The sequence below is a fragment of the Flavobacterium sp. 140616W15 genome (genome assembly GCF_003668995.1).
Classification (GTDB): Bacteria; Bacteroidota; Bacteroidia; order Flavobacteriales; family Flavobacteriaceae; genus Flavobacterium.
The window spans coordinates 1151684-1164689 of the sequence record NZ_CP033068.1 but is presented as its reverse complement, the minus strand read 5'-3'; the positions used below and the strand labels follow the sequence as shown (position 1 = coordinate 1164689).

Genomic DNA, 13006 nt, shown 5'->3' with positions numbered 1-13006 from the left:
TTTACTTATAATTCCCAACCAATGAACTCGAAATTGTAATATAGTCTATGTTGTGAATTGCTTTCAAAATTGTATTTTTACTTATAATTCCCAACAGTTCCTTTTTGCTCATTTCCTTTGTCATCGTTGTGAATTGCTTTCAAAATTGTATTTTTACTTATAATTCCCAACAATGAACTCGAAATTGTAATATAGTCTATGTTGTGAATTGCTTTCAAAATTGTATTTTTACTTATAATTCCCAACCTAAAGGACAAATAATTCAACAAGTATGTGGTTGTGAATTGCTTTCAAAATTGTATTTTTACTTATAATTCCCAACAAGTTCGATGCTTACTAATTGCTTGTACTGTTGTGAATTGCTTTCAAAATTGTATTTTTACTTATAATTCCCAACAGAGAACAATGCTAACGCTTCACAAGTCAAGTTGTGAATTGCTTTCAAAATTGTATTTTTACTTATAATTCCCAACTAAAATTCATTACTAAAGACAGCGAAATGTGTTGTGAATTGCTTTCAAAATTGTATTTTTACTTATAATTCCCAACTTCATTAATATCTTTTGGATATGTAATATAGTTGTGAATTGCTTTCAAAATTGTATTTTTACTTATAATTCCCAACAAAAGTTCTAATGGCATCTCTTCCGAAATAGTTGTGAATTGCTTTCAAAATTGTATTTTTACTTATAATTCCCAACTCAGACGGTTATGCAGTACTTACTGCTTCTGTTGTGAATTGCTTTCAAAATTGTATTTTTACTTATAATTCCCAACTGAACGACCGCGCTCATGTCCTGCACGTTAGTTGTGAATTGCTTTCAAAATTGTATTTTTACTTATAATTCCCAACACTTGCCTGTTACGGGCTATTATCTTATTAGTTGTGAATTGCTTTCAAAATTGTATTTTTACTTATAATTCCCAACGCAATGCAAGGACAAACCGCTAACGGTTCAGTTGTGAATTGCTTTCAAAATTGTATTTTTACTTATAATTCCCAACTAAGCATTATCACATACATAGAAGAATATTGTTGTGAATTGCTTTCAAAATTGTATTTTTACTTATAATTCCCAACATTAAAGAAACTTAGAGAAACCTTAAATGAGTTGTGAATTGCTTTCAAAATTGTATTTTTACTTATAATTCCCAACTGTAGAAAGTTTAATTACAGGGCCAAATACGTTGTGAATTGCTTTCAAAATTGTATTTTTACTTATAATTCCCAACTTATTATTTTAAAAAAGCGGCTCCTATGATGTTGTGAATTGCTTTCAAAATTGTATTTTTACTTATAATTCCCAACAACCGTGTGATGCAGATTGCGATAATTCATGTTGTGAATTGCTTTCAAAATTGTATTTTTACTTATAATTCCCAACGCTTCTGCTAGTAAATCAGCAGTACCGTGTGTTGTGAATTGCTTTCAAAATTGTATTTTTACTTATAATTCCCAACCTTTTTTTAATTTTTCAATAACTGTATCAGTTGTGAATTGCTTTCAAAATTGTATTTTTACTTATAATTCCCAACATACTATCTTGATACCATTGCATTGTATCGGTTGTGAATTGCTTTCAAAATTGTATTTTTACTTATAATTCCCAACAGGTTTTGAAGGATTGGTTCTTACCCATAGTTGTGAATTGCTTTCAAAATTGTATTTTTACTTATAATTCCCAACCAGCAAGCTCTTGAATAGTAGACCTCGTTGTTGTGAATTGCTTTCAAAATTGTATTTTTACTTATAATTCCCAACTGACTGTTTCTCTACTTTATTTAAACTCCAGTTGTGAATTGCTTTCAAAATTGTATTTTTACTTATAATTCCCAACCGAGTTCATGTTTATTTGTGTTTAATTATTGTTGTGAATTGCTTTCAAAATTGTATTTTTACTTATAATTCCCAACGGTTGCTAAGCCCTCTACATTTATATCGTAGTTGTGAATTGCTTTCAAAATTGTATTTTTACTTATAATTCCCAACGTTTTCAAAAATGGGAGTCGCCGACGTCGTGTTGTGAATTGCTTTCAAAATTGTATTTTTACTTATAATTCCCAACCTATTAACTGTCTGTATGCATCAGAAACGCGTTGTGAATTGCTTTCAAAATTGTATTTTTACTTATAATTCCCAACGAGGTAAAGAGAACCGCCAACCGTTGGGTTGTTGTGAATTGCTTTCAAAATTGTATTTTTACTTATAATTCCCAACCATTATACTTTTGAACCGTTGCATTATGTGTTGTGAATTGCTTTCAAAATTGTATTTTTACTTATAATTCCCAACATACCGCGAGTTAATCGTTTGATATGTTGGCAATTATGTATTTTCTTAGGAATTAAAAAGTTGCTTAATTTAAGACCTGAACCAGAGCTGTTTAGGTATTTTTTTTATCCTAATTATTAGAAAAGTTCTAATTGTTGAGATGGTTTTTCTGTTTCAACAGGTTTTTTTCCATAAAACAGTTCCATCATTCCAAATTGTTTATCTGTGATTTGCATCACGCCAATTTTTCCATGCTCAGGCAAGCTATTTTTTATTCTCTTAGCATGTACCTCTGCATTTTCCCTACTAGCACAAAAACGCATATATATCGAAAATTGGAACATAGAAAAGCCATCGTCTAATAATTTCTTACGAAAAGCACTAGCAACTTTACGCTCTTTACGCGTTTCGGTGGGCAGATCAAAAAATACTAATATCCACAAACTCCTATATTGATTTAAACGTGTATAATGCTCGTCATACATAAATTGGGTATAAAATTCTTCTGGAACTTCCTTCAAAACACTCATGTAAAGAATTGGTTGTTCTACTCATAGCTACCATCAAAGGGCTATTTTTACCATCAATGTTTACATCTATTGTTGCAATATTCAATAATTGTTTTTTTATTTCAACAGTTAATTCTTCATAAGAATCAGCTGTTTCCATAATATGGCATACAATCAAATCCACATATGGTCGATAAGGTTCCATAATGTCGTCAGCAAGGCAGTAGGCATTATATTTATTGCGATGAAAGATTCCTAATGTAGGCAGCATTCCCGAACTTACTAAGGCTCTTGCCGTGATGGCTCTTAAAATGGCATAGCCGTAATTGAGTAAATTATTAGGAGGTATTCCTTTTTGACCCCTTGTAAAATTCTCCACTTTTATCAGGCTTTGCCAATAGTATACTGCAGCCCGTGCTTCGTGATTTAAAGAGTCTCCAGAGGTTACTTCCTTTGCCCATAATTCCATTTTACGCATTGGAATTCCCTTTTCTTTTAATAGGCCAGCCTGATTCGTAATTTTAGAGCTTATAGTCTGTTGCCACAGATTCTTTTTTAGTGGAACAGAAGCATTAATTTGATTTTTAAAACGTTCTGTTTGTTCTGTGTGCCCGTTTAGCGGCATTAACAAGCCTATTGGCAAATGTTGTTGGTCGCAATTAATTAAAGCAACATTATTTTGGGTTAGTTTTTCTAATAATCCATTAGTTATAGTAATTTGTTGATTTTCTAAAACAATTACCCCAATATCCTCAATAGAAACGCTTTTAGTCTCCTGATCCTTGTCGGGATAAGATATTATAATTTGCTCATTTTTAGTACTTAAATAAGCTGGGGTACCAAAGAAAAGTGTCCGTTTTATCATAACTAATATTCTCCTAATTGCACAAATTGACCCAAATGATTAATCCTAACCTTGACGATAGTTGATAATTCTTTTGGACTTCTAATTCTTTTATAAGCGATGTTATTCAATTTACTATTGTCCAATAATTGAGTTTCTAAATGATGTCTAAAATTATAATCTTTTGTTCCTAATTTTTGTACCCTAAACAGATTAGGACTAATCAAAGAATAATTACTAGGATTTAGAAGATCAATTTCTTGTGGATTAAATCCTTCAGAAGGAAATATAAAATATTCATTTTGCTTCAATGTGAATACAAATCCCCAACCTTCAGATTTTCTATAATCCTTATCAATAATTGACAATCCTAAACTAATTTGAGTTACGGCCTCATAGAAAGAAACAATTTTTTCCTGTAAATTTCCCTTTGCATCTCTGTAAATAGCTACATGATGATTATTACCTGTACTAACAAAATCAACCGGAATCGAAGTTCCGTTATCATCTAAAATTTCAGTCCCGAAGTGATCTCTCTTAACGTGTAAAGCCTGAGCATTACTTACTCCACTAATGGTTACTCGTTTTATGGCAATTCCTTTTTCTTTGTTCTGCCAAATTGGATTTTCGTCTAAATTGATAAAAGCTTTTTTAGGATCTCCACCAAATTCATTTAAACGGCTTTGAAGAATAGATTTTAAGCCAATATCTATTACTTTATCAATTTTTAAATCTGGAGTAATATCTTTTCTGATAGTATAATCGGATTCTAGCCAAACTAATTTTACCTTTTCTGGTAATTCAATAGTTTTGTTGACATCTAGATATATTGGATTTTTAGATAATGTATTTTTCCCTGAAAAAGCTTTTTTAGGATCATTTTTGTTTTCTGACAAACGATTTAATAAAGCTTCTCTATACTGTTTTTTCGCAACCTTATTAATTAATTCAGCTGTAAAATTAACACCTACTTTTTCTTCTTTTGTACCATATTGTTGTAACTTACCATAAACTGTTTCTTTATGCAATTGTCCACGTGGAGTGAGCTGTGTTTTCTGATTTGTTCCTCCGCCTTTTTTAGTTATATTCTTATTTTTGGTAACTACTTTATTTTTTGCTTTGTAGGATATTAATATGCTTTCGAGTTGCTTTTTTGCTTCTTCCCTAAAGTTAGGCATTGGTTCGATGAATCGAAGCTTATTATTCTTATCTCTTTTTAAATATTTAGTTTCAATTCCAAAAATAGAATCTGCTTTTTTATCGCCTTGCGTTTTTGCATTTAAATTGTTCAAATATTGAATGTATGCTGGCTTTGTAAAAGCAACTGTTATAGCATCCATCGCATGATGACGATGGTCATTTCGTTTTGTCCAATCTTTAATTTTGTACAAACGCTCTCCGTTCTTACCTTCCTCTATATGAGTTAAACCTAATTTATCATATTTGTCCCAATTGAGTTCTTTCATCACATCAACCAGTTCCCAATCTTCGCGAAGTTTATCAGTTACACTTCCAATAGTTGAAGTTACATTTCTGGAAACTTCCAGTAAAATTTCTTTGGCTTTTTTTGCAATATATTGTGTTTCTCTTAATTGGCGTTCAATAAAACCTTCTGGAATTTCATTATCAGCCATTAAGAGTTTGTTCTGTTTTGTTCGGCTAATTTTTCCAAACAAGCTTTTTACTCTTTTTTCGAATTGATCAAACTCTTCAGCAGATAATTTTTCTTGTAAAAAAGAGTAAGCTGTTTTATTGCTTTTATCAATATTTAATTGACGTTCACAAATGGTTTTGTTCGAAAAACTATCGTCAAATAAACGTGATTTTGGAATAATATGCTCAATGTCGTAATCTTTTGTAAACAATTTTGATGGTTCTATTGGTTTTCCTGTGTATAAAGAAATACCGTCGCACTCTTTCCAAAGCTTATAGCGTATAACATCATTTCTGGTTACACGATGAATTCCAAATTCGTGATGTAATAATTTCCTGATTTGCTCGTGTTCTACAGTACTCTTATTAATAGCTTTTGTCATTTCACTGCGTTGCTCATTATTGTTTTTCAATTCACGGGCTAATTCTACACGAATTTCATCTGGCTTTCCTAATGTCGGGTCCTTTAAAATAGCATTAATAACGTTAATCATTTGATTAAGTATCTTTTCTACAACGGGGTTCCTTAAGCTATTTTTTTTAAGTAGTTCCAAAGTATCTTTGATAACTCTATTATTATTTTGTTCTGCTGTTAGGGATGATGAATGATTATAGCCAACTAATGTACATGCCTTGTCATAAATATGTCCGTCAATTAAATGAGGGAGGATTTTTTTAATTGCTTTAGCGCTCAGACTACCATAATCAGCTTGTAAGATTACATTCAAAAGAAATGGAATGTGATTTTCTCTAAAGCCAAATTTACTCATCAGACTTTTTTTTAAAAAATCATCATCTTCCGCAGAAAATAATAAATGCCAAAACTGATAGTAGGGCTGTTTGTCAAAATCATTCCCTTGAATATTTGTATCGAAATCAAGAATATCAGTATTAATTTCTAAATCAGAAAATGCAGATTTGATTATTTTATTTATTTCAAAAGCATCTAATTTAGTAAGGTCTAATTCATCATAGCCTTCTAAAACCAGAATTTTTTCAAAAGCTTTATAAATCTCAGTATTAGTTCTGTTTCCTTCAATTTTTTTGAAATTTGCAGTATGAGTCCCCTTTTTTAGCTCACAAAAAGATAATAATTGAGAGTCAGTAATACTGTCCTTAAACAATAATTGTTGTGCAAGAATTTTTTTTAGGTCTTCATCCAAAACAAAAGGTTCTTTTGTAGTCTCATTTTTGACAACAATATTATTTAAGTTCTGCCAAACTCTAAATTCCTGAAACAAAGGAGATGATTTCGGAATTGCTTTATGTCCTTTTTCAAATTCGCAGAAACTTACAAGATGCTTCTGGGACTTTAATTTTCGTTGATAAAAAATTGTGACATCACGAACCTCTGTTTTTAGCAGGTCGTTTAATTCGCTATGAAATTGCCTTTGTGTTTCCCAAATTTTTTCAAACTCATCTAAATAATCCTGACGATAGAATACTTGATTTTTCAGTTTGGCATGTGGATCTTTCTCGAGTTGCTTGTATTGAAATTGACCAACAGTTTGTTGATTGAAATATAATTCTTTGCTTCTGTCGCTAATTGCACCAAGGTAGCCACTGGATTGATTAATTTGGTTGTTTATTTCAGTAAGAATAAATGCTAAAATTTTTAAATCAAGTTCGTTTGTCAAAGCATCATTTCTCCATTTATAATGCTGTAATTTGGTTTCTTCTCTGGTTCCTTTGTTTTCTGCAAGTTCAATTTTTAATGTTCTTGAAAAATGTTGAGAAGTTTGTGTTCTTGATTTTCCTTGAATATCTTCTAGAAGTTTGTTGTTTAATTGTTCTGGATAGAATTGATTTTGAAAACGCACAATTTTATCTAATTCCTTCTGTAAATCTGAACGATAGAAATCAGGAATAAATCTACTTCCTTTTGATAATGAATTATAAACCCATTGTCCAGGTGTTAAATTATTTTCAAAAATTTCTTTGGCAATTTTCATTCCATCAATTGCATCTCCCTCTTCAGCAGTCTTTGCTTTTCGGCTGCTTTTGTAACCTCTTTTTTTATTAAGCATCAATAAAACTTGAACTAGCTCTTCTTTAGAAACTGGTTCAATTGCTGCTTTAGCTCTTAATTGGTATGAAGAGAAAGTAGTTTCTTTTCCTGTTTCAGCATAAACAAAACCAGTAGAAATAAATTTTATTTTATTGAAGGTCTCTAATAAAGCATCTCTTCTTTGTTTAAAACGCTGCAGGCCTCGTCTTGCTCCACGCTTTAATGTTCTGTCTGCATTTATGGAAATAGTATTTCCTTTTTTGAAGTCGGCTTCTTCATCAGTAGTAAGAGGCACAATACGTACACCTGAATTTATTATTGATGATGTCTCATCATTATTTTCTGCTTCATGGATATATGCCCAACCAATAGAAGTTGTCCCTAAATCTAATCCTAATATTTTTTTCATCTCTAAAAAATTAATTTTTAAAATTAAGTAAAAGATAATTAATTGATTTACGGAAAACCATAATTAAGGATAGAGATTTTTTTGTATTATTGCAATACAATTTTGAAGCAATTCACAATAAGGATTATTCCGTTGTGAAAACATTCAAAGCGGCCTCACAAGGGTCGCTTTTTTTATACTTATTATTTTAGGCATTATAATATTTGTTGAGAAATTATTTTGACTATTCTACTAAAAAATTTCAATAGGCCGGCATCGCAAAAATCATTCACAAATCTTAAGGAGTTTAAGCAAGGTACAGATGTTATACTATTTACAACTTAGTACAGATTCAGTAGAAATATCGCAGATGCTTATTATATAATTTAAAAAACTTAAAAGCTGCGTGTTGATTCACGAGCTATTGATAAGCTTATCGATTTGACAACTACAATAAGCAAAATAATGCTAGTTAGGTATATATTGTAACATCTGAAATTGAAAATTATCATTAGCTGAGTAAAAATATATTGTCTGTACGATTTATACTGTTTATTCATAATTAATTGTTACTAATATTTACCTATTGATTTATCCGAAAGATTAGCGTTTCCGTAAATTTATGTAACTAATTAAAATGTCTAGACATGTTTCCTATTAATAGCAAATCAAAGAAATCTCTACATAATTTGAGATAAAGCTTCTTTATAAAAATAATTAGTAGGTCAATTTATTAAATACCTACGTTCCAATTATTAAAAAATGTAGGAGCTAAAAAGCTCCTTCATCTGCAAAGGAATAGTAGGTTTCAGGGGTAATGATGAGATGATCCAGCAGTGTAATATTGAGAATGCTACCGGCCTCTTTGACTTTTCTGGTTATCTGTTTATCAGCCTCGGAAGGTCTGATTTGTCCCGAAGGATGATTATGAATCATAATCAGCGATACGGCATTAGCTTTAAGTGCCGCTGCAAAAATCAGTCTGAGGTCAACTATGGTGCCGGAAATACCTCCAGATGAAACTTCATAGATTCCAAGTACCTTATTGGATTGATTGAGAAGAAGGATTTTAAACTGCTCGAAAAATTCTATTGTATCGGGATTCCAGGACTGGAGCGCCAGCTGGTAAGCCGTTTTGGAAGAATTTATGAAAGGTCTTTCTGATGCTTTCACTTTTGTTTTGTAAACCAACTGAATTTCTGCTACCTGATTCCAGTTCTGAAGTGTCTTTGAAGTTTCCATGATTTCTAAAGTTTTAAGATTAATTATGGAACCTCAGCCGGGAATGAGAAAGCGAGCGAAAAAAGCAACGCAATAAAGCAGGTTTTTCACCTGCATTTATGGGGGAATTTTTTTCGGCGAACCGCCTTTCCTTCCCGAACTTTGTTTTAGAATTAAGCCTGAACCCCTTGAGACAATACCCCAGCCTTTAAGTGTCTGGGCGCCGCAATTTAACATTTTGTTAAAAAAAAAGCCGAAAACTAAATTTCGGCTCGGACTGCTTTTTTGTTTTTTATCCGCTTTTTTATCCGCTTTTTAATCTGATACAGGTTCTGATTCAAAAGTTTTAGAATCTGTTTGTGGTGCGGGGAAACCTTGTTTTTGTCTCCCCTGCACTGCACAATTTCAAGTGACGGGAGTGCCACCTCTATGGTCTCTACAGGCTTGTTTTCAAATTTAGCTGAAAGAATAAGGGAGTTATTCTTTTTATAGTATTCGTTGGTAAATACGCAGTGTCGGAGCACGTCGCCCTCTTCGAGAAAATCCTGCACGCTTTCCATGACACTAATGCTGAGATTTTCCTCTGTGAACTCCAGTCCGAAAAACTGTTTTTTCTGCTCCTCATAGATCATCTGCGCCTGCTGGATTTCCGAGCGGAGTTCCTTTATTTTAAGACGTCTCTGAATTCTGCGTTTGCGCTCGACAAGCCTGTCATGCTGTTCAGCTAAGTTTTCAGGACAGACATTCTGGGGAATATTCAAATCCATTTTAAACCATCTCAGCAGTGAGATGTAATCTTCCCAAAGCGTAAAATTTGACACCTTAAAATTGTTTTTAAAACACGTTTTAACCGCCTGCCAGTTTTCCCTGATATACTGCGCGCGCGACAGCAGATAATGCTTCAAAAAATCTGTCTGTCCCGTTTTAAGGAGCGTCTCGGCATGGGAATCTTTCAAAAGAGCCGTAAAAAGCACCTGCGGTGCAATGGTGTAAAAACTGCCTTTGAAACCGTTTCTTTTAAGGACATCAAGCACCTGCCCTCCTGCATAAACCTTATAAGGATTAATGCGGTATTTGGGAGAATCCTCAAAATTTTTGGGGCGGATTTCAAGGGGCGAGTAATATTTCCAGGCATCATAGGTATTTGAAAAAACGTTGGTGCCGAGCGAGAGTGTACGCACCTCCCCTTTTGAATTTATCCAGTGCTGCATGGCTTCTTTGTGAAAGTAAGACGGCATAAAATTCTTTTTCATATTTTTATGCGAGCAGATAATACGCACCACCTGAAATCCTGCGCATATATTCAAAACTGCCCAGTACTCTATTTCTTTGAAATGCACCTGATTGTACTGCTGTATTTTGAGTTTCCCCCTACAAGCTGTGCAGTTTATATAATTTGTGCAGGATGCTTTCTGCGCATCAGGCTTCCAAGTGCAGGTGCATTCCAAACAATGAAATTTTCCCCTTGACAGGACAGCCCATTTAAGAAAAATGTCTTTTTCCGCTCTCCCCTGCATTTTTTCCGTTACAGGTTTAAGGGAGACACTCAGTTCTGTAATCTGCTTTTCGATGATGGTTTTAGGTATCATAGGTCAAAGAGTGTTAAGGTTTTTGGTGCGGTTTTATAAGCAGGCACTTGCGTTTTTAAAACGATGCTGTTTTGAGGAACTTCGGATGAGGAGGTAAACAAATCAGGTTTTTCAGGCTGATTTACCACAACCCTGCATTTTATAGGCTGAGGCTCGGCAATAGTGTCATCGGTATAATATTTAACAGCCATGTCAAATATTTCCTGATTATCAAAGGCGCACAGTCCCGTTTTTTTTACCTCGGCAAAAATGTAATTGAAACAGCTTTCCAAGTTTTTGCATGCTTTACTGAAGTCCTGCGCAAAGACGGTGTCGCTCTGCGCAGTTTCACTCAGATAATTTTCTATAACGGTTTTAAATTGGTCTGAAGCTTTCATAAAAGTTGATTTAAGATTGAACAGTAACTGTTATTCAAAACTGCTTCTGTATATGTCAAAACAGTATTCTTCGAAACACAGCCAGCACATAAAAGTGTAGTGAGGCAGGCGGTGTCTGTTTTTTACAGCTTCGCCAAGCGAATCTTCGATTTCTTCCCTGATGTCTTCTAAATCATCAAGATGCTGGATATAGAATTTTTTACAATCGGCATGATAAATAAATTCGGAAATCATACCGCTGATGCACCCGATTCTCTGCAGGTCTTCAAGGAAAGATTTAAGCTTTACTTTTTTAGTTCCGTCATACGATTCCAAATCGGAAAGAATAATTTTATTGAACGCAAGGCGTACATCATAATCGGCGTATATTGATTTTTCTAAGGCTTTCATAACTCATTTCTTTAGGCTTATACATTTATCATCCGAACATTAAAAAGGCAGATCATCGGGTTCTTCTTTTTTACTTTTCTTGGCAGAAAAATTTCCCGACTGAACAGGCTGAGTGTCTGATTTGAAAATCAGTATTTTAATATTATTGGTGTGAAAAGTGAGACTGCCTATTGCTTTACCCTCACTGCTGAGATAAGCGTTCACACCGATTCTTCCGAATAGTTCCACCATTGTGCCTTTTTTAAGCCACTGGGCTATACCTGCACTGAGCCAGTACGAGCAGTCAATAAAAGTGACTATTTTTTTTACCTCATTCCTGTCTTTGTTTTTGTAGGTGTCATTAACTGCAATGCAGAAGTTAACAACCTGTCTGTCTTTTGCTGTTTTGGCAACAACAGCATCTCTGGTTAAGCGTCCTGTAATTTCCATGATTTAAAAGTTTTAGATTATTACTGCTTCTTCCCGCCTGCTCCGCAAAAAATGTTTTCAAAAGAAAAAACGGAAAAAAAGAAAGCAAGAATCAAGTGGGCGCTTAAGGATGCGGAGGGCTATAAGTCCCGAAGGGCGGCAGGGCCGTTATGCGCCTGCAGGATCCGGCGCACACTATCTTGGCTGCCTTTTTATCCGTTTCGAATTGAAGACACCCTTACTTAAACTTTCATTGATGCATCGTCAAAAATGTACAAGCAACCGATAGCTAAGAGGAAAAACAAAAAGGAAGAAAAAATCTACAGCGACATCTCATACAGATTGCAGTCTTGAATCATTTAGACGGCATTATTTTAAAAAAAAGCTCAACTTTACGAGTAAAAAATGATACTATATTTATAACACTTTATATCAGTTACTAAAAATTATGACAGACAATCCTTTTAAAGCGGCAACATTCGCCGCCCTTCGAAAATCATATGGAGAGTGCCAGGTACTGAAACTCTCATTTGATCAGAACGTCACCAAAATGACAGAATATTTCATTACCGTGAACCTTTGCAAAGCGCTTCTGAAATGGAATGAAAAAGATGGTTATAATTATAAAATCGAAGCAGAAAAAAACACCCAGACCTTATACAAAAACTGTTTTGAGAATTACAAACAACTTAGGGAAGATATCTGGTCGCCCACCATCTTTGCCAGCCAGTCTAAAGAATACAGTCAAAACTATGATGCAATACGAAGCGGAAAGGTCGATATTGCCTTATCGAGAATCTGCAACTCGGAGAACATTTCAGAATACATCTTTGAGGCCAAAGCGATAAATCCAGACATGGGAGAACTAAAAAAGGATTTCCAGAGGATACAGCAGTTCCTTGCCGCTGAAATCCCAAATTTTGAAAATTCGCTAAAAAGCGGTTTCATTGTTTTTATAATGCACCATAACAATCTTAACAAGATACAGAAAAAGGAAAGTCTGATGGAATCGCAAAGCGCCTGCATCGATAGATTAGAAGTAGAATTTGCTGAATTCAAAAATCCCGGCATCGGCTTTAAAGTGCAGACAGAAGATATAAATCTTTCTGCTGCGGAAAGCCGTAATATAACAGACGGCTTTGATTACGGCGAAGAGGCCTACAGCACATTTTATGCCTACGGCGTGATTATTGAAATCCAGAAATTAAAGCAACTGGAAAAAAGTATAATTTCATCTTCTGTCTCGGAACATTGATTTCATGATTCTGAGGGTAAGGCAAGCGATGGATCATTGAAAAATTCCTTAATTTACAGCCTATGCTATAAAACAGCAAAAATTGAAACTAT

The 13006-nt window shown here is 33.8% G+C and carries 9 protein-coding genes and 1 CRISPR repeat array; of the genes, 1 reads left to right on the top strand and 8 read right to left on the bottom strand.

All coding sequences use genetic code 11. The features are described from left to right. Positions 1-125: 125 nt before the first annotated feature. Positions 126-1914: a CRISPR direct-repeat array (repeat unit 46 nt; unit sequence GTTGTGAATTGCTTTCAAAATTGTATTTTTACTTATAATTCCCAAC). A 495-nt stretch (positions 1915-2409) separates the two neighbouring features. The 8 genes from cas2 to EAG11_RS04990 form a co-directional block, all read right to left on the bottom strand. Beyond that, positions 2410-2757 (bottom strand): CRISPR-associated endonuclease Cas2, encoded by a 348-nt coding sequence (cas2, locus tag EAG11_RS05025; RefSeq protein ID WP_129538188.1) that lies wholly within the window; start codon positions 2755-2757, stop codon positions 2410-2412. Then, positions 2750-3646 carry a type II CRISPR-associated endonuclease Cas1 gene (cas1, locus tag EAG11_RS05020; protein ID WP_129538187.1) on the bottom strand — a complete coding sequence of 299 codons (897 nt, stop codon included), beginning with the start codon at positions 3644-3646 and terminating at the stop codon, positions 2750-2752. Before cas1 ends, cas2 begins: the two co-directional genes overlap by 8 nt. Before the next feature lie 2 nt (positions 3647-3648). Continuing rightward, positions 3649-7695 carry a type II CRISPR RNA-guided endonuclease Cas9 gene (gene cas9, locus EAG11_RS05015; protein WP_129538186.1) on the bottom strand — a complete coding sequence of 1349 codons (4047 nt, stop codon included), beginning with the start codon at positions 7693-7695 and terminating at the stop codon, positions 3649-3651. 750 nt (positions 7696-8445) lie between these two features. Then, positions 8446-8916, bottom strand: coding sequence for a RadC family protein (locus tag EAG11_RS05010; RefSeq protein WP_129538185.1), 471 nt, complete (start codon positions 8914-8916; stop codon positions 8446-8448). A 239-nt stretch (positions 8917-9155) separates the two neighbouring features. Beyond that, the gene (locus tag EAG11_RS05005; protein ID WP_129538184.1) at positions 9156-10484 is read right to left on the bottom strand and encodes a PcfJ domain-containing protein; all 1329 of its coding nucleotides are present in this window, start codon (positions 10482-10484) and stop codon (positions 9156-9158) included. Then, on the bottom strand, positions 10481-10861 hold the full coding sequence (locus tag EAG11_RS05000; protein WP_129538183.1) for a Cas9 inhibitor AcrIIA9 family protein: 381 nt from the start codon (positions 10859-10861) through the stop codon (positions 10481-10483). The genes EAG11_RS05005 and EAG11_RS05000 overlap by 4 nt, the downstream gene beginning before the upstream one ends. A gap of 30 nt (positions 10862-10891) precedes the next feature. Next, on the bottom strand, positions 10892-11251 hold the full coding sequence (locus EAG11_RS04995; protein WP_129538182.1) for a hypothetical protein: 360 nt from the start codon (positions 11249-11251) through the stop codon (positions 10892-10894). Positions 11252-11290: 39 nt separating this feature from the next. Further along, positions 11291-11680: a single-stranded DNA-binding protein gene (locus EAG11_RS04990; protein ID WP_129538181.1), complete on the bottom strand. Its 390-nt coding sequence runs from the start codon at positions 11678-11680 to the stop codon at positions 11291-11293. A 427-nt stretch (positions 11681-12107) separates the two neighbouring features. On the opposite strand from EAG11_RS04990, the gene EAG11_RS04985 reads away from it, so the two are divergent. Next, the gene (locus EAG11_RS04985; protein WP_129538180.1) at positions 12108-12914 is read left to right on the top strand and encodes a hypothetical protein; all 807 of its coding nucleotides are present in this window, start codon (positions 12108-12110) and stop codon (positions 12912-12914) included. Positions 12915-13006: the final 92 nt, after the last annotated feature.

Excerpts from the sequence above, each read along its gene's own strand:
- cas1 (WP_129538187.1), bottom strand. The coding sequence starts at position 3,646 with ATGATAAAACGGACACTTTTCTTTGGTACCCCAGCTTATTTAAGTACT.
- cas2 (WP_129538188.1), bottom strand. The coding sequence starts at position 2,757 with ATGTATGACGAGCATTATACACGTTTAAATCAATATAGGAGTTTGTGG.
- cas9 (WP_129538186.1), bottom strand. The coding sequence starts at position 7,695 with ATGAAAAAAATATTAGGATTAGATTTAGGGACAACTTCTATTGGTTGG.
- EAG11_RS04990 (WP_129538181.1), bottom strand. The coding sequence starts at position 11,680 with ATGGAAATTACAGGACGCTTAACCAGAGATGCTGTTGTTGCCAAAACA.
- EAG11_RS05010 (WP_129538185.1), bottom strand. The coding sequence starts at position 8,916 with ATGGAAACTTCAAAGACACTTCAGAACTGGAATCAGGTAGCAGAAATT.
- EAG11_RS04995 (WP_129538182.1), bottom strand. The coding sequence starts at position 11,251 with ATGAAAGCCTTAGAAAAATCAATATACGCCGATTATGATGTACGCCTT.
- EAG11_RS05000 (WP_129538183.1), bottom strand. The coding sequence starts at position 10,861 with ATGAAAGCTTCAGACCAATTTAAAACCGTTATAGAAAATTATCTGAGT.
- EAG11_RS05005 (WP_129538184.1), bottom strand. The coding sequence starts at position 10,484 with ATGATACCTAAAACCATCATCGAAAAGCAGATTACAGAACTGAGTGTC.
- EAG11_RS04985 (WP_129538180.1), top strand. The coding sequence starts at position 12,108 with ATGACAGACAATCCTTTTAAAGCGGCAACATTCGCCGCCCTTCGAAAA.